Below are 15,321 nucleotides of genomic sequence, written 5' to 3'. Positions count from 1 at the left end.
GCACACGCGAGGTGGTGGAGAAACGCGCGGCATTCTTCCCCTTCGCGGCCATCACGGATCGGGCATTGACCGGAAACAATCTTGTTTCTTTGAATTCACATGACTGCGTTGCGTGCCGTATCTTGAGCCGTGGGAGCGCTCCCATGAGCCCTAAGGAGGCGCGCGTGACTCTCCCCTTCGGTACGGCGCCGGTCAACCCGGCCCCCGTCTGGACCGCGGAATGCCTCCTGCCCGCCGTCGGCGCGAGCGTGGCGGAGGCACGCGCACTCGTACGCCGCGAACTCTGCCGATGGGGCCTTGACGAGCTCGTCGACGACTGCTCCCTGATCGTGAGCGAACTCGCCTCCAACGTCGTACGGCACGGCGGCAACGTCTTCACCCTCCGGCTGGGCAGCAACGGCACCTGGGTGTACGGCGAGGTGTTCGACCAGGGCGAGGGCGTGCCGCACCAGCGCGAGGCCGACCTCGACTCCATCGGCGGGCGCGGCCTGCTCATCGTGGACGAGCTCGCCGACGACTGGGGCGTGGCGAGTGCGGGCCGGGGCGGCAAGACCGTCTGGTTCCTCGCCGGAGCGGGCAGCCCCCCATTGCTGCCCGTCGTCCCGTACCAGTCCCGCATCGCCGTCGGCTGAGCCGCCTGCGCCGAACCCGGCCCGGCGGCTCAGGGGGTCTTCGCGCCGTCGAGATTGGCGAGCACGGTGGCCGCGATCTCCTCGGGCCCGTGTGTGGAGGGGTCGACGACGAGGTCCGCCACCTCGCGGAACCCCGGCAGCCGCGAATCGCGCATCTCGGTCAGCATGCGTACCAGGTCCGGTTTGAAGTGCGGGCGATGAGGGCTCGACTTCATCCGCTCGGCGAGCACCTCGGGCGGGCCGTCGAGGAACACCACGAAGGCGGGGGCCAGCGCGCGGCGCGTCTCCACGTCCTCGACCGTGCTGGCGGCGGCCGCGATGACCGGGGCGGGACGGTCGGCCAGCGCGTCCCGCAGCACCAGCGCCTCGCGCGCGTGCAGTTCGTCGGCGCCGACGTCGGCGGCCATCGCCGCGGCGGTCGTGCCGTACCTCGCCTGCAGGTCCGCGTCGCTGTCGCGCATGGGACGGCCGAGGGCGTCGGCGAGAAGCCGGGCGACGGTGCTCTTCCCCGCGCCCATGAGTCCCATCACCACAATGGGGATATCGGTCATGACTCGCATGTTGCCCTATGCGGGCACCGGCATGCGACGTTTGGAATCCGTAGGAGGGATAGAGCAGAAGGCGAAGGAGGAAAGCCATGACCATCGCCGGAAGCATCATCCTCATCATGCTGGGGGCCATCCTCACCTGGGCGGTCGACTTCACCATCGCGGGCCTCGACATCCAGGTGATCGGGGTGATCCTCATGGTGGGCGGTCTGGCCGGGCTGCTCTTCGGCATCTGGCGCCTGACGACGGTCCGTCGCAGGACCACCGTCACCGCCGCCGCCCCCGCCGCCCCCATGGACGCGACCGCCACCCGTCGCCACGTGTACGAGGAGCGGCGCTACGACGACCCCACCATCTGACCCCCTCCGACGGACTTCCGACGGTCTGAAGGGAGGCACCGACCATGCCAGGACGTAAGGAACTGCCCTCGACCCTGGAGCGCTCGCCCAAGGAGGCCCAGGAGACCTGGATCAAGGCCCACGACTCCGCCGTCGAGACGTACGGCGAGGGCCAGCGGGCGCACCGTACGGCGTTCGCCGCGCTCAAGCACTCCTTCGAGAAGGTGGGCGACCACTGGGAGAAGAAGGAGGGGCGCGGGCCGTCGGACGAGCAGGCGAAGAAGAGCACGCCGAAACAGGGCAAGACGGCCGAGGGCGTCGACGCGAACGCCTCCAAGCAGCACCTCTACGACGTCGCCGGCCGTCTCGGCATCTCCGGCCGGTCCAAGATGACCAAGGACGAGCTCGTGGACGCCATCAGGAAGGCCAACCGCAAGGCGACCGCCAAGGCTCGCTGACCGCTTGCGTGCGCCGCCGGCAGCCCTCTTGAGGGCCGTCGGCGGCGCTCACCCGGGCGGCTCACAGGGCCGGCCGGACGCGGCGAGGAGACGGCGGGCGAAGGCGGCGCAGCCTTCCCGGAAGTCCTCGGGCTCCACGACGGTGAAGTCCGCGCCGAGGCGGGCGAGGCCGGGGATGAGCCATTCCCAGGAGTCGAGCCACAGGGTGACGTGGGTCTCCCCGTCGCCGGGACCCCCGTGTATCTCGGCGTCCTCGAACTTCAGCGCGTCGGCCACCTGGCCGGGCCGCGCCCGCACCACGAGCCGTACGCGCCGCCGGTCCGCGTTGAGGCCCTGACGGAGGTACGCGAGGGCCGCGTCGGCGGGCAGGGCGCGGGGAGCGTGCCGGACACCGGTGCGCACCAGATCGCGGACGCGGTCGAGGCGGAACACCCGCCAGTCGTCCCTGTCCAGGTCCCAGCCCAGCAGATACCAGCGCTGAAGCAGATGGATCTGCCGGTGCGGCTCCACCCGCCGGCGGCTCTCCTCGCCGTGCCTGTCGCTGTAATCGAACCGCACGACCTCCCGGCCGTCGATCGCCTCGGCGAGAGCGGCCACGAGCGCCGCGCTCACCGCGGGCGCGACCTGCCGGCCGGTCTCCAGACTGGCCCGCAGCGCGGCCACACGCGGACGCAGCCGCGCGGGCAGGAACTGGTCGAGCTTGCCGTACGCGCGGGTGGCCGCGTCGTCGAGCGCCCCGTCCTCGCCGGAACCGGAGGAGGCGAGAGTCGCGAGACCGAGCAACGCGGCGATCGCCTCGTCGTCGTCGAGGACGAGCGGAGGCATCGTCCGGCCCGCCACCAGCCGGTAGTAGCCGCCGGGTCCCGGCTGGGTCTCGACGGGATAGCCGTACTCCCTGAGCCGGTCCACGTCGCGGCGTACGGTCCTGGGGCTGACCGCCAGGCGGGTCGCGAGTTCCTCCCCGCTGAACGGCCGTCCCGTCTGAAGGGTCGACAGCAGGTCCAGCATGCGTCGGGTCACGTCGGCCATCCGCCCATCATGCCCGCGATCGCGGTCAGGATCCGGCCACATCTCCTCCTACGGTCGGGAGCATGGCCGTACCGCACATCACCATCAGAGGCGCCCGCACGAACAACCTCCACCGTCTCGACGTGGACATCCCGCGAGGCCGCCTCGTCGTCTTCGCCGGCGTCTCGGGGTCGGGCAAGTCGTCGCTGGTCTTCGACACGATCGCGGCGGAGGCCGGTCATCAGCTGAACGAGACCTTTCCCCCGTTCGCGCGGAACCGGCTGCCGAAGTGGACGCGTCCCGAGGTGGACCACATCGACGGGCTCTCGCCGGTGGTGGTGATCGACCAGCGCCGACTCGGCGGCAACGCCCGCTCCACGGTCGGCACGATCACCGACACCTGGACCTATCTGCGGCTGCTGTTCTCCCGGCTCGGCGAGCCCCATGTGGGCGAGTCGAACCACTTCTCGTTCAACGATCCCGCCGGGATGTGCCCCACGTGCTCGGGGCTCGGCGACGTCGTCGTCACGGCCGTGGACCGCATCCTCGACCTCGACAGGTCGCTGCGGCAGGGCGCGATCCGTCTCCCGGGGTTCGGCGACGGCAACTACTGGTACTCCCAGTACGCCGACATCGGGGTGTTCGGTCCGGACACTCCGCTGCGGGACTGGAGCGACGACGAGCGGAACGCCCTGCTGCATGGCGGTGAGGCGGCCGCGCGGCTGGGACGGCGACAGGGGCGGAGGCTGCCGAAGGACTACGAGGGCGTCGTCGAGCGGTTCGAGCGGATCTACCTGAAGACCTCCGACAACCTGTCCGAGCGCAAACAGGAGACGATCCGCCGGTTCACCCGGTCACAGGTCTGCCCGGACTGCGAGGGAGACCGGCTCAACAAGGAGTCCCGCGCCGTCACCGTCCTCGGGCGCACCATCGGGGAGATGTCCCGTCTGGAGGTCTCCGAGCTCGCCGCGCTCGTCCGTCGTGTCGACGCCCCGGGCGTCGCTCCCGTCGTCGCCGCGCTGACCGCGCGGCTGGACGCGATGTCGGCCATCGGGCTGGGCTACCTCAGCCTGGCCCGCGCGACGACGACGCTGTCGGGAGGAGAGTCCCAGCGCGTCAAGGTCGTGAAGCATCTCGGTTCCAGCCTCACCGAGATGCTCTACGTGTTCGACGAGCCCACCGCCGGGCTCCATCCCACGGACGTCGAGTCGATGACGAGGCTGCTGGAGCGGCTGCGCGACAGGGGCAACACCATCCTGGTGGTCGAGCACGACCCCGCCGTCATGGCCGTCGCCGACGAGATCGTCGAGATCGGCCCCGGGGCGGGGGCGGACGGAGGCCGGCTCGTCTTCCAGGGCACGTACGCGGGCCTGCGGCGGGCCGGCACCCCGACGGGCCGCGCGCTCTCGCGCCCCTCACCGCTGAAGACGGCTCCGCGTACGGCGGAAGCCGTGATCACCGTGAAGGAGGCGGCGCGCAACAACCTGCGGCGCGTCACCGTGGACGTCCCCGCCGGTGTGATGACGGTCCTCACCGGCGTCGCCGGTTCCGGCAAGTCCAGCCTGGCCGCCGAACTCGTCGAGCAGCACGGAGCCGTCGTGATCGACCAGCGGCCGGTCGGCGCCAACCGCCGATCCACCCCGCTCACCTACACCGGCGTCGCGCCGGCCATCCGCAGGCTATTCGCCCGTCGCAACCGCGTCCCCGCCGCGCTGTTCAGCGCGAACTCCGCGGGCGCCTGTCCCACGTGCGGAGGTCTCGGGGTCGTCTACACCGACCTGGCCTTCATGGACGGCCAGGAGGTCGTCTGCGAGGCATGCGAGGGGCGGCGCTTCACCCCCGAAGTACTCGCCCACACCGTCGACGGCCTGTCCATCGCCGACGTCGACGCCCTCTCCGTCGACCAGGCCAGGCACCGCCTGCCCGACGAGGCCGTCGACCGGGCGCTGCGGCACCTGTCGCAGGCCGGGCTCGGCTATCTCCGGCTGGGCCAGTCGCTCACCACGCTGTCCGGAGGGGAGTGCCAGAGACTCAAGATCGCCAAGGAGCTGCGCGAGGCCGAGGGGCCCGCCACGTACGTGCTGGACGAGCCCACCACGGGCCTGCACATGAGCGACGTCGGCGGCCTGCTCCGGGTCCTCGACGCGCTGGTCGACCGGGGGCACACGGTCGTGGTGATCGAGCACAACCTGGACGTCGTCCGGCAGGCCGACTGGCTGATCGACCTCGGCCCCGGCCCCGGCAGGCACGGCGGGACCGTCCTCTACGAGGGGCACGTCGCGGACTACCCGCCGGATGCCGGGACGCCGACGGCCCGCGCCCTCGCCGCCCACCGCTAGGCGTTCACCCGAGCAGGGACAGGACGGCCTCGCGGATCGCGTGCCTGTCGATGCCGGCGTCCTCCAGTTGCTCCTGCGCGGTCGCGCTGCCCGGCATCCCCGACACGCCCAGCTTGCGCACCCGTACGGGCGATTCGGCCAGCGCGGCGAGCACGGCGTCGCCCAGGCCGCCCTCCGGCCAGTGGTCCTCCACCGTGACCACCTTCCCGGTGGCCTCCGCCATCTCCACCAGTTCGGGGGAGTCGAGCGGCTTGATCGAGTAGGCGTCGACCACGGTGACGGAGACGCCGTCCTCGGCGAGCAGGTCGGCCGCGGCCAGAGCCTCGTGCACGGTCACCCCCGCGGCGACGACGGTCGCCTGGCCGCCGGTGCGCAGGATCTTGCAGCCGCCCACGGGGAACTCCTCGTCCGGGCCGTAGATCACCGGCGTCTCGCCCCGCGTCGTCCGCAGGTAGCGGACGCCCTCCATGCCGGCCATGTCCGTGACGAGCCGGGCCGTCTGGTTCGCGTCGCAGGGATACAGCACCGTGCTGCCGTGCACGGCGCGGAACGCCGCGAGGTCCTCCAGGCCCATCTGGGAGGGCCCGTCCTCGCCGATCGACACCCCGCCGTGCGACCCCACCAGGCAGATTCCGGCCCGGCTCACCGCCGCCATCCTGACGAAGTCGTACGCCCTGGTGAGGAAGGCGGCGAACGTCGCCGCGTAGGGGGTCCAGCCGCGGGCGTCCATGCCGACGGCGGCGGCGACCATCTGCTGCTCGGCGATGTAGCACTCGAAGAACCGCTCCGGGTGCGCCTTGGCGAACGCCTCCAGCTTCGTCGAGTCGGCCACCTCGCCGTCGAGCGCGACGACGTCGCCCCGCGCCGTGCCGAGCGCGGCCAGCGCCTCACCGAAGGCGGTCCGCGTGGCCACCCGCTCGCCCACCGCGTACTTCGGCAGGTCGATCACGCCGTCCGCGTACCGGTACGGCGTGGCCGAGGCGTCGGGCGGGGTGATCCGGACGGTGAGGGCGCGGGGCCCGCCGAGCTCGCCGAGCGCCTGGTCGGCGTCCTCCAGCGGCTTGCCGTGCTTGCCCTCGCGGTTCTCCACGGCAGACACGCCGCGGCCCTTGCAGGTCCTGGCGATGATCGCCGTGGGGCGGCGCCGGGTGGCCCGGGCGTCCGCGAGCGCGTAGTCGATCTGACCGGGGTCGTGGCCGTCGATCTCGATGGTGTGCCAGCCGAAGGCGCCGAGTCTGGCCGCGTACGCCCCGAGGTCCCAGCCGTGCCGGGTGGGGCCGTGCTGGCCGAGCCGGTTCACGTCGATGATCGCCGTGAGGTTGTTCAGCCCCTCGTGCCCGGCGTGCTCGAACGCCTCCCACATCGATCCCTCGGCGAGCTCGCTGTCGCCGCACAACACCCAGACGTGGTACGGCAGGCGGTCCAGCCTGCGCGCGGTCAGCGCCAGCCCCACTCCCACGGGCAGGCCGAAGCCCAGTGATCCCGTGGCCACGTCCACGAACGGCACCTCCGGGGTGGGGTGGCCCTCCAAGCGGCTGCCGCGCCTGCGGAAGGTGAGCAACTCCTCGTCGGTGACGACCCCCGCGGCCTTGAGCATCGCGTACAGCAGGGGGGAGGCATGGCCCTTCGAGAAGATCAGATGGTCGTTGCCCGGGTTGGCGGGGTTCTCGACGTCCACGCGGAGGTGACGCGCGAGCAGCACGGCCATCAGTTCGGCCGCGGACATCGAGGACGTGGGGTGCCCCGAGCCGGCGGCCGCGGCGGCCCGGACCGAGTCCACCCGGAGCTGGGCCGCGAGTTCGCACAGGAACCGGTAGTCAAGCTCGTCCATCGCCCTCGACTACCCCGGTAAGCCCCTTCGTATCACCGCAAAAGAGTCGTGCCCGGATATATCGGGATCAATCGCTGTCCGTGCTCATGTGATCACCGTGCGGCGGTGACTCCGGCATATCCCGCGGTGGGGGACGAACGTGGGGGACGAACAAAGCCTGCGATCCGGAACGGTCAAACCCCCGGTCGGTGTTTGGCCGCGTTCCCGGGTGCTTCTAGTTTCCTCGGAAAATCCCGTTCCGCGCCGGGGGAAAGCCAGGACGCGGGGGACCAGGACCGTGCAAAGGATCGGAATCGATCAGGTCTGTCAAGGTTGTCGGAGTCATGGCGATCGGCGCGGCAATGACGTGCGGGGCCGCCACGAGCGGGCCTCCGCCCACGTTCGGGGGGACGCCCTTTCCGGGGAGTCGTCGTCGCCCGCCGGAATCCGGCTCGTCTCCACGGTCTGCACCGCTTTCGGCCCGACCTGCGTGTTGTCGGCGGCCTGCCCGGCGGGGAAACGGCCGGTCGGCGGGGGCTATGAGCCCTTCTTCGGCGCGCCCCCGATCTATCTCACGTCCAGCAGGCCATCCGACGACGGGACGGGGTGGCGTGTCGCAGTGATCAACCAGAGCAACAGCCCTCTCATCTGGCGGGCGGTGGCGGTGTGCGTCACGGCGACGTGACCTCGGCATGATCCGCCGACGGGGCGGTACGGATCCTCACGCTGCGGATCTTCACGTTGACCGGACACGCGGCGAGCGGGTGTGTGTTCCACACCCGCTCATGGCCGCAGGTGTCAGCGGCGGCGCAGGCCCAGGCCGGCGATGGCGGCGAGGCCGAGACCGGCGGCGGTGACCAGGCGGCGGTGCTGCGACATCCACAGCTGCACGCTGCGGGCGTGCGACCGGCGGTCGAAGCTGCCGTGCGCGCCGTAGTCCTTGTCCTCGTCCGCGGGTTCCCACAGGTTGGACACCCCGGTCGGCGCCTTGTCGCCGGTGAGCTGCGACTTCACCCCGGTTCTCGCGAGGTAGCGGTCGAGCAGGGCGGGCACCGTCCGCTGGCCCAGGATGGTGGCCGCGGTCATCCCGCCGACCCAGTACTCCTTGCGTTCCGGATGCTGGGCGGCGTAGACGAGCGCGTCGGCGGCGACCTCCGGCTGGTAGATCGGCGGCACCGGTTGCGCGTGCCGCCGCATCCGGTTGAGCCCCCAGTCGAACTGCGGGGTGTTCAGCGCCGGGAGCTGCACCACCGTGATCTTCACGCCCGAGTCCTCGGCGAGCAGTTCGGTCCGCACCGACTCGGTGAACCCGACGATCGCGTGCTTGGCGCCGCAGTACGCCGACTGCAAAGGGATCGACCGGTAGGCCAGGGCCGAACCCGCCTGGACGATGACGCCCTTGTCGCGCGGCTTCATCATCTCCAGGGCCACCCGGGTGCCCCACACGTAGCCGAGGTAGGTCACCTTGGTCTCGCGCTCGTACTCCTCGGGGGTGATCTCCAGGAACGGCGCGAACACCGTCGTGAACGCGATGTTGATCCACACGTCGATCGGGCCGAGCTCGGCTTCGGCCCGCTGGGCGGCCTGGCGGACCTGGTCGTAGTCGGAGACGTCCGCGGCGAAGGTCTTCCCGGTGCCGCCCTCGGCCCCGACGTCCACGGCGGCGCCGGCCAGGCCCGCCTCTCCACGAGCGATGAGCGCGACCTTCGCGCCCTCCGCTCCGAGCTGCCGGACCACCGCGCGGCCCACCCCGCCGCTCGCGCCGGTCACCACGACGACCTTGTCCTTCAGGCTCACCGCGTCATCCTCTCGATTGCGGCCCGCCGCCGAGCCTCTTCTGCCTGCGTACGGCGAACGCCATGTAGATCGCGATGGCCGCCATGATCGCCACGACGATCGCGGTCAGCACCCAGATGCGCCCCACGAAGGAGAGCACCAGAACGGCGAAACAGAAGACCAGGGCGAACGACGCGATGCGGACGTGGATCACGTCCATCGGCGTCGCTTCCACCATGGGCTTGCCGGTCGGCGAACGTTGTTCTTCGGTCATGAAGCCCCCTCTACCCTCGAATCCGGTTCACTATCGCCGTGGTGGAGCGGTCCGGGACGTAAGCAAGCACCCGCACCTCTCCGCCCAGCTCCCTGACCAGGTCCGCCTCGGGCAGCAGGTCAGGGTGGTAGTCGCCGCCCTTGACGTACACGTCCGGCCGGACGAGCCGCAGCAGCTCGGTCGGGCTGTCCTCGTCGAAGACGGTGATGTAGTCCACGCAGCCCAGCGCCGCCAGCACCGCGACCCGGTCCTCGCAGCGGTTGATCGGGCGCTGCGGCCCCTTCAGCCGGGCCACGCCGTCGTCGCCGTTGACCGCGACGACCAGCACGTCGCCGAGCCGGGCGGCCTCCTCCAGGCAGGCGACGTGGCCGCGGTGCAGCACGTCGAAGCAGCCGTTGGTGAAGACGATGCGCTTGCCCTCGGCCCGGTCGCGCTCCAGGCACGCGGCCAGCCGCTCGGGCGGCAGCGCGGTGTCGGGCCGCAGCGCCTGCAGCAGGTCCTCGTGGGAGCAGGCGGCCGTTCCCTGGCGGCGTACCACCACGCTCGCCGCCGCCTGGCCGATGTCCGCGGCGCGCTCGGGCTGCGCGCCGGCCGCCAGGGCGAGCGCGAACGCCGCGGTGAAGGTGTCGCCCGCGCCGATGCTCATCGTGTCGGGCGCGGGGGTCGCGTACGTGCGGTGCGGCGGCCTGCCGCGCCGGTGCAACAGGGTGCCCTCGCCGTCCAGCGTCGTGACCACCAGGTCGGCGCCGGTGGCCTCGATGAGGTCCTCCGACCGCGCGGACAGGAACGCGACCCTGTCGTGGTCGTCCCCCTCGCCGAGCAGCCGGCGTACCTCGGCGTAGTTGGGCAGCACGGCCGTCGGCCGGCACTCCCGCCAGGCCGCCACGTCGTGGGCGTCCACGACGAGGATCGGCGCGCCGCGCGAGCCCTCGCTGCGGTCGATGCTCAGGTCGCACAGCACCCGGCGGACGTCCGGCGTGCACACCCCGCCGCCGTAGTCGCAGGCGATGATGACGTCCGCGTCCGCCGCGAGCCGGGTGATCTGCTCGATGAGCTCGCGCTCGGCCGCCTCCGGCAGCGGCGCCTCGTCCTCCTCGTCGTACCGCGCCACGATCTGGCCGTCGGTCAGCACCCGGCGCTTGACCGAGGTCCGCCAGCTGCGCACGATGACCAGGCCCTCGATGTCGAGCCGTCCCAGGGTCGCGTTGAGCGTGGCCCCGGCGGGGTCGGCGCCGGTGACCCCCACCATGTGGACCCGTGCGCCCAGGGCGGCCAGGTTCACGGCCGTGTTGGCGGCACCGCCCGGCTGGTCCTCGATCTGCTCGACGGTCACCACCGGCACCGGGGCCTCCTGCGCCATGCGCTTGGTGCGGCCCCGCAGCCACGAGTCGAGCATCACGTCCCCGACGACGACGGCTGTGACTTCACCGAAACGGTTGAGCGTCTCTTCCGTCATACACGGCGGCTACCCCGGCAGACGCAGGGAAAACAACAGGCACGACAGACCCGGCGGGCCGGTTTGGGGCGGTCGCACCGGGGTAACCGGGATCAGACGTCGCACCACACGAGCGCTCCGCCGGGGGTCAGCCGGCGGGCCGGGCGAATGGGGGTGTCCGATGCATGAGGGGACGAGGCGGGTGGCATGAGCGCGCTGCTCGTCGAGGGAGTCGAGCGGATCGCCGTGCTGAGGGCCAACGCGCTGGGCGACCTGCTGCTGGCCCTGCCCGCCATCGGGGCGCTCAGGCGGGCGTACCCGGCCGCGAAGATCACCCTGCTCGGCCGTGAATGGCACGCGCGGTTCCTGCGGGGCCGCCCGGGCCCGGTGGACGAGGTGGTGGCGCTGCCGCCCATCTCCGGCGTCTCCTCCGCCCCGCCGGACGGGACCGACGCCCCCGAGGAGCTGTACGAGGACCTGCGTGAGCGCAGGTTCGACCTGGCCGTCCAGATGCACGGCGGCGGGCGCAACTCCAACCCGTTCATCCGCAGCCTCGGAGCGCGGGTGACGGCCGGCCTGCGCACGCCCGACGCCGCGCCGCTCGACCGCTGGGTGCCGTACGTCCACTACCAGCACGAGACCCTGCGCTATCTGGAGGTGGCCGGGCTGCTCGGCGCCGCCACCAGTGAGATCGAGCCGAGGATCGCGGTCGTCAGGGAGGACTGGGCCGAGCTGAACCGCACGCTCGGCAAGGTGCCCCGGGGCCTGGTGGCGATCCACCCGGGCGCGGGGGACCGGCGCAGGAGATGGCCGCCGGAGCGCTTCGCGGAGGTCGCCGACCGCCTCGGACGGCCGGTGGTGGTGACCGGCGTCGAGGAGGAGCGGGAGGTCGTCGAGAAGGTCGTAGCGCAGATGCAGACCCCGGCGAGGGCCGTCGTCGGAGAGCTGTCCCTCGGCGGGCTCACCGCGCTGTACGCCGCCTGCGACCTGCTCGTGTCCAACGACACCGGGCCGCGCCACCTGGCGGCGGCGACGGGCACGCCCACCGTGGGCATCTACTGGTGCGGCAACATGATCAACTGGGGTCCGCTGAGCAGGGGTCACCAGCGGCCGCTGATCTCCTGGACGTCGGGCTGCCCGGTCTGCGGGCTCCCGGCCGGCACGGAGGGCATGCGGGAGTGCGGCCACCGCGACGTCTCGTGGGTGGGCGACGTGAGCGTGGACGACGTGCTCGAACAGGCGTGGGACCTGCTGCGATGAGCGCCGTGGCCGAGAAGTCCGGCGCGGGGAGGTCCGCGGCGGACAAGGCCGCGGCCGGCAAGTGCGCGGCGGAGAGGGCGAAGGTCTTCGAGACACCGCCCGTCGAGCTGCGGCCGAGCGACCCGAGCGAGCCGGGCATCCGGCGCCGCCGCCGCGGGCGCGGCTTCAGCTACACCTGGGCCTCCGGCCGGCCCGTGAAGGACCGGGCGACCCTGCACCGGATCAAATGCCTCGCGATCCCCCCGGCGTGGATTGAGGTGTGGATCTGCGCGCATCCGAACGGCCACCTCCAGGCCGTGGGCACCGACGCCGCCGGCCGGCGGCAGTACCGCTACCACGACGAGTGGCGCAGGCAGCAGGACGAGGCCAAGTTCGACCACGTGCTGGAGATCGCCGAGCGGCTCCCCGCCTTCCGCGAGCGGATCGCTCGCGACCTGCGCGGCGACGGCCTGGGCCGCGAGCGCGTGCTGGCCACCGCCGCGCGCATGCTCGACATCGGCTTCTTCCGCGTCGGCGGGGAGGAGTACACCGACTCCTACGGCCTGGCCACTTTGAAGACGTCGCACGTGAAGTGCGGGGACGGCAAGGTCGTGTGCCGCTACCTGGCCAAGGGCCGCAAGGAGCGGGAGCAGGTGCTGGCCGACGCCGACGTGTGCGCGGTGCTCACCGCGCTCTCGAAGGGCCGCCGGGGCGAGCTGCTGCGCTACCGCACCGAGGAGGGCTGGGTGGACGTGCGCAGCGCCGACATCAACGCCTACCTCAAGGACGCTTTCGGCACCGACGTCTCGGCCAAGGACTTCCGCACCTGGCACGCCACGGTCCTGGCCGCGGTCGGGCTCGCCGTCTCCCGCCCCGTACGCAGCGGCGCGGGACGCAAGCGGGCGGTCTCGAGGGTCATGAAGGAGGTGTCGGAGTACCTCGGCAACACGCCGTCGGTGTGCCGCGCCTCCTACGTGGACCCCCGCATCGTCGCGCTGTACGAGAAGGGGCGGACGATCCCCCTCGAACGGCTGGGCGAGGAGACCGGCGAGGGCCGGCTCGCCACCCACGGGCCGGTCGAGGAGGCCGTCATCGAACTCCTGCGCCGAGCGCCCGCACGGCGGCGCTGACCACCTGCGCGGCCGGGACCACCGCGCCCAGGTGGTCGGAGGCGTCCGCCTCGTGCAGGATCGGGTGGCGTCCGTCCGCCGTGGACACGAGCACCGAGGGCGTCCGGTAGGCCCCGGCGAGCCGGGTCATCGCGACGTCGCCGCTGATGACCAGCCGGGCCCCGGCGACCAGCGCGCACAGCTCCCGCAGCGAGGTGCGGCCCGCGAGCACGATCTGCGGCGGCAGCACCGCCCGGGTCGCCACGAGCAGGGCCATCGGCCGTTCGCGCACGCTGCCGGTGATCACGACGGGCAGGCCCTCGTCCGTCAGCACCCGGGCCACCTCGGCGAACCGGTCCGCGGGCCAGCGCAGCGAGGTGCCGCCGGCGCCGGGGTGGATCACGACGGCGCCCGGGGCGGGACTTGCGGTCAGGGGAGTGGGCAGCGCCATGTCCTCCGGGTCGGCCGGCACGCCGTGCCACTGGAGCAGCCGGCACCACCGCAGCACCTCGTGCTCGCCGGGGTCCCACCACGGCCCCCTGATCCAGGGGACGTCCGGGTTCGCGTACGCCCACAGGCGCCTCGTCCCGACACCGAGGAGGACGCGGTGACTACGCGGCCCGCGGTCGTGCAGGTTGACGGCGAGGTCCGGCAGGAGCGGCGGGTGAGCGGCGTCCTCCTCGCCGGGCCCGGGCCACGACAGCGGCGCGAGCCCGTACGCGGGCAGGATCCGGTCCACCGCGCCGGTGAGCGCGGCGAGCTCGCTCAGCTCCGGCGGGCAGGCGAGGACGACGCGCAGCCCGTGGCGGCGCAGTGCGCGCAGCGCGGGCACCACGGTGAGAAGGCCCCCGATGCCGTCGGAACGCAGCACGAGGGCCGTCGACGTCACCGGCTCACCTCGGGGGTCGGCAGGATCAAGAAGCGCTCCTTTCCAGCTCCCGGGCGGACAGCACCCGGTCGTAGGCGGCCAGGGTCTCGGTGGCGATGCGGCTCCAGGCGTACCTCGCGCGGGCCCGGTCGGCGCCCGCGATGCCGTACGCCGTGCGCCGCACCCGGTCGTCGAGCAGCTTGCGCAGCGCCCGGGCCAGCACGGCGGGCCGGCGCGGCGGCACGAGGAGACCGGTCACGTTGTTGACCACGGTCTCCTTCTGGCCGCCGACGGCCGAGGCGACGACGGGGACGCCGCAGGCCATCGCCTCGAGCGCCACCATTCCGAACGGCTCGTACCACGGCACGGAGACGACGGCGGTGGCCGAGCGCATCAGCGCGGGCAGCGTGTCGCGCTCGACCCGGCCGAGGAAGCGGACCCGGTCGGAGACGCCCGCCTGGGCCGCGAGCCAGCGCAGCCGGGTGACCTCGGGGTCGTGGTGCAGCTCGGCGGCCGGGGGACCGCCCGCGACGACCAGCTCGGCGTCCCGCAGGTACTGGAGCGCCCTGATGGTCGTCTCCACGCCCTTGCGCGGCACGAGCCGGCCGACCGACAGCAGGCGCGGGCGCTCCGGCCGCTCCAGCGGCTCGACGTGCGGGTGGAAGGCGGCGACGTCCACTCCGCAGGGGACCACCCGGGTCGCGCGGCGCGGCACCCGCATGCGGATCAGCTCGTCGATCTCGTCCGTGCAGGTCGCGATGACGCCGTCGACGCGCCGTCCGATCTCGGCCTCGGCCTCGACGCGCTCGCGCGGGCTGGTGTCGGCCGGGCCCTGGTGCCGCCGCTTGACGCTGCCGAGCGCGTGGTAGGTGTGGACGACCGGGATCCGCAGCTTCTCCGCCGCGGCGAGCGCGGCCAGCCCGCTCATCCAGAAGTGGCTGTGCACGACGTCCGGCCGGTCGAACAGCCACCGGTCGTGCAGCCACTTCCCGAAGTGGGGGATCCAGGGAAGGATCTCGTCCTTGGGGATCTCGGCGGCGGGGCCGGCGGGGACGTGGACGACCTCCACCCCGGGGCCGAAGGCGACGGTTTCCGGCAGGTCCTCGCGGTCCCTGCGGGTGTAGACGGTGACCTCGTGCCCGGCCCGGGCGAGCTCCCGGGCGAGGGCGGCGACGTGCACGTTCTGACCGCCGGCGTCGACACCGCCGAGGGTGGCGAGCGGGCTGGCGTGCTCCGAGACCATGGCGATCTTCACTGGGGGTTCCTCCATGAGCGGCAGTGGCGAATACCCGGCTCGGGGGTCAGGGAGTCCAGGTGAGCAGGTCCGGCGACCGGGGCGGGGGCGGCGGCAGGTCGCCGTGCGCGGGAACCGGCGGCGCGGACGCGGCGGTGACGGTTCCCCGGGGCGGGACGGCGCGCGACGACGGCGGCGCACGCATGGCGGGCCGTGGCGGGCGGACGGCGGAGGGCGGGCGCGTGGCCCGCGG

14 protein-coding genes are annotated in these 15,321 nt (G+C 72.6%); 6 read left to right on the top strand and 8 right to left on the bottom strand.

Translation table 11 applies throughout. From position 1 onward, the window contains the following. Positions 1-164: 164 nt before the first annotated feature. A complete protein-coding gene (locus tag AB0J39_RS07075; RefSeq protein ID WP_363462517.1) occupies positions 165-632 on the top strand; it encodes an ATP-binding protein in 468 nt (155 codons plus the stop codon). Positions 633-661: 29 nt separating this feature from the next. On the opposite strand, the gene AB0J39_RS07070 is transcribed toward AB0J39_RS07075, so the two are convergent. After that, positions 662-1,183, bottom strand: a complete 522-nt coding sequence (locus AB0J39_RS07070) for a shikimate kinase (RefSeq protein WP_363462516.1) — start codon at positions 1,181-1,183, stop codon at positions 662-664. Positions 1,184-1,269: 86 nt separating this feature from the next. Between AB0J39_RS07070 and AB0J39_RS07065 the strand changes: the two genes are divergently transcribed. After that, positions 1,270-1,539: a DUF6458 family protein gene (locus AB0J39_RS07065; protein ID WP_346224674.1), complete on the top strand. Its 270-nt coding sequence runs from the start codon at positions 1,270-1,272 to the stop codon at positions 1,537-1,539. A 44-nt stretch (positions 1,540-1,583) separates the two neighbouring features. Beyond that, positions 1,584-1,976: a ChaB family protein gene (locus AB0J39_RS07060; protein ID WP_363462515.1), complete on the top strand. Its 393-nt coding sequence runs from the start codon at positions 1,584-1,586 to the stop codon at positions 1,974-1,976. 48 nt (positions 1,977-2,024) lie between these two features. Here the strand turns inward: AB0J39_RS07060 and AB0J39_RS07055 are convergent, their stop codons facing one another. Continuing rightward, complete coding sequence (locus AB0J39_RS07055; RefSeq protein ID WP_363462514.1) at positions 2,025-3,005, bottom strand: WYL domain-containing protein; 981 nt, start codon at positions 3,003-3,005, stop codon at positions 2,025-2,027. A 62-nt stretch (positions 3,006-3,067) separates the two neighbouring features. Here AB0J39_RS07055 and AB0J39_RS07050 point away from each other — a divergent pair, with 62 nt between their 5' ends. Continuing rightward, positions 3,068-5,323: an excinuclease ABC subunit UvrA gene (locus tag AB0J39_RS07050; protein WP_363462513.1), complete on the top strand. Its 2,256-nt coding sequence runs from the start codon at positions 3,068-3,070 to the stop codon at positions 5,321-5,323. 4 nt (positions 5,324-5,327) lie between these two features. Here AB0J39_RS07050 and AB0J39_RS07045 read toward each other — a convergent pair whose 3' ends face one another. The 4 genes from AB0J39_RS07045 to rfaE2 all read right to left on the bottom strand — a co-directional run bounded on the left by AB0J39_RS07045 (position 5,328) and on the right by rfaE2 (position 10,639). Then, the gene (locus AB0J39_RS07045; protein ID WP_363462512.1) at positions 5,328-7,154 is read right to left on the bottom strand and encodes a transketolase; all 1,827 of its coding nucleotides are present in this window, start codon (positions 7,152-7,154) and stop codon (positions 5,328-5,330) included. Between the two features lie 777 nt (positions 7,155-7,931). After that, positions 7,932-8,930: an SDR family oxidoreductase gene (locus AB0J39_RS07040; RefSeq protein ID WP_363462511.1), complete on the bottom strand. Its 999-nt coding sequence runs from the start codon at positions 8,928-8,930 to the stop codon at positions 7,932-7,934. Between the two features lie 4 nt (positions 8,931-8,934). Then, on the bottom strand, positions 8,935-9,183 hold the full coding sequence (locus AB0J39_RS07035; protein ID WP_363462510.1) for a hypothetical protein: 249 nt from the start codon (positions 9,181-9,183) through the stop codon (positions 8,935-8,937). Positions 9,184-9,193: 10 nt separating this feature from the next. After that, entirely contained in the window at positions 9,194-10,639 is a 1,446-nt protein-coding gene (gene rfaE2, locus AB0J39_RS07030; protein ID WP_363462509.1) for a D-glycero-beta-D-manno-heptose 1-phosphate adenylyltransferase, read from the bottom strand. Positions 10,640-10,825: 186 nt separating this feature from the next. Here rfaE2 and AB0J39_RS07025 point away from each other — a divergent pair, with 186 nt between their 5' ends. Continuing rightward, positions 10,826-11,878, top strand: a complete 1,053-nt coding sequence (locus tag AB0J39_RS07025; RefSeq protein ID WP_363462508.1) for a glycosyltransferase family 9 protein — start codon at positions 10,826-10,828, stop codon at positions 11,876-11,878. After that, positions 11,875-12,987 (top strand): DNA topoisomerase IB, encoded by a 1,113-nt coding sequence (locus AB0J39_RS07020; RefSeq protein ID WP_363462507.1) that lies wholly within the window; start codon positions 11,875-11,877, stop codon positions 12,985-12,987. The genes AB0J39_RS07025 and AB0J39_RS07020 overlap by 4 nt, the downstream gene beginning before the upstream one ends. Here the strand turns inward: AB0J39_RS07020 and AB0J39_RS07015 are convergent. Both AB0J39_RS07015 and AB0J39_RS07010 read right to left on the bottom strand, forming a co-directional pair. Next, positions 12,947-13,855, bottom strand: coding sequence for a glycosyltransferase family 9 protein (locus tag AB0J39_RS07015; RefSeq protein ID WP_363462506.1), 909 nt, complete (start codon positions 13,853-13,855; stop codon positions 12,947-12,949). The two genes, AB0J39_RS07020 and AB0J39_RS07015, sit on opposite strands and share 41 nt — an antisense overlap. Before the next feature lie 25 nt (positions 13,856-13,880). Further along, positions 13,881-15,089, bottom strand: a complete 1,209-nt coding sequence (locus tag AB0J39_RS07010) for a glycosyltransferase (protein WP_363462504.1) — start codon at positions 15,087-15,089, stop codon at positions 13,881-13,883. Positions 15,090-15,321 lie beyond the last annotated feature (232 nt).

The sequence above is a fragment of the Microbispora sp. NPDC049633 genome (assembly GCF_040675265.1).
Classification (GTDB): Bacteria; Actinomycetota; Actinomycetes; order Streptosporangiales; family Streptosporangiaceae; genus Microbispora; species Microbispora maris.
Note: the sequence above shows the minus strand (reverse complement) of the source record. Positions and strands in the feature narration are given on the sequence as shown.

What these genes read in the sequence shown, in the direction of transcription:
- AB0J39_RS07070 (WP_363462516.1), bottom strand. Translation starts at nt 1,183, where the DNA reads ATGACCGATATCCCCATTGTGGTGATGGGACTCATGGGCGCGGGGAAG.
- AB0J39_RS07065 (WP_346224674.1), top strand. Translation starts at nt 1,270, where the DNA reads ATGACCATCGCCGGAAGCATCATCCTCATCATGCTGGGGGCCATCCTC.
- AB0J39_RS07060 (WP_363462515.1), top strand. Translation starts at nt 1,584, where the DNA reads ATGCCAGGACGTAAGGAACTGCCCTCGACCCTGGAGCGCTCGCCCAAG.
- AB0J39_RS07055 (WP_363462514.1), bottom strand. Translation starts at nt 3,005, where the DNA reads ATGGCCGACGTGACCCGACGCATGCTGGACCTGCTGTCGACCCTTCAG.
- AB0J39_RS07050 (WP_363462513.1), top strand. Translation starts at nt 3,068, where the DNA reads ATGGCCGTACCGCACATCACCATCAGAGGCGCCCGCACGAACAACCTC.
- AB0J39_RS07045 (WP_363462512.1), bottom strand. Translation starts at nt 7,154, where the DNA reads ATGGACGAGCTTGACTACCGGTTCCTGTGCGAACTCGCGGCCCAGCTC.
- AB0J39_RS07035 (WP_363462510.1), bottom strand. Translation starts at nt 9,183, where the DNA reads ATGACCGAAGAACAACGTTCGCCGACCGGCAAGCCCATGGTGGAAGCG.
- rfaE2 (WP_363462509.1), bottom strand. Translation starts at nt 10,639, where the DNA reads ATGACGGAAGAGACGCTCAACCGTTTCGGTGAAGTCACAGCCGTCGTC.
- AB0J39_RS07025 (WP_363462508.1), top strand. Translation starts at nt 10,826, where the DNA reads ATGAGCGCGCTGCTCGTCGAGGGAGTCGAGCGGATCGCCGTGCTGAGG.
- AB0J39_RS07020 (WP_363462507.1), top strand. Translation starts at nt 11,875, where the DNA reads ATGAGCGCCGTGGCCGAGAAGTCCGGCGCGGGGAGGTCCGCGGCGGAC.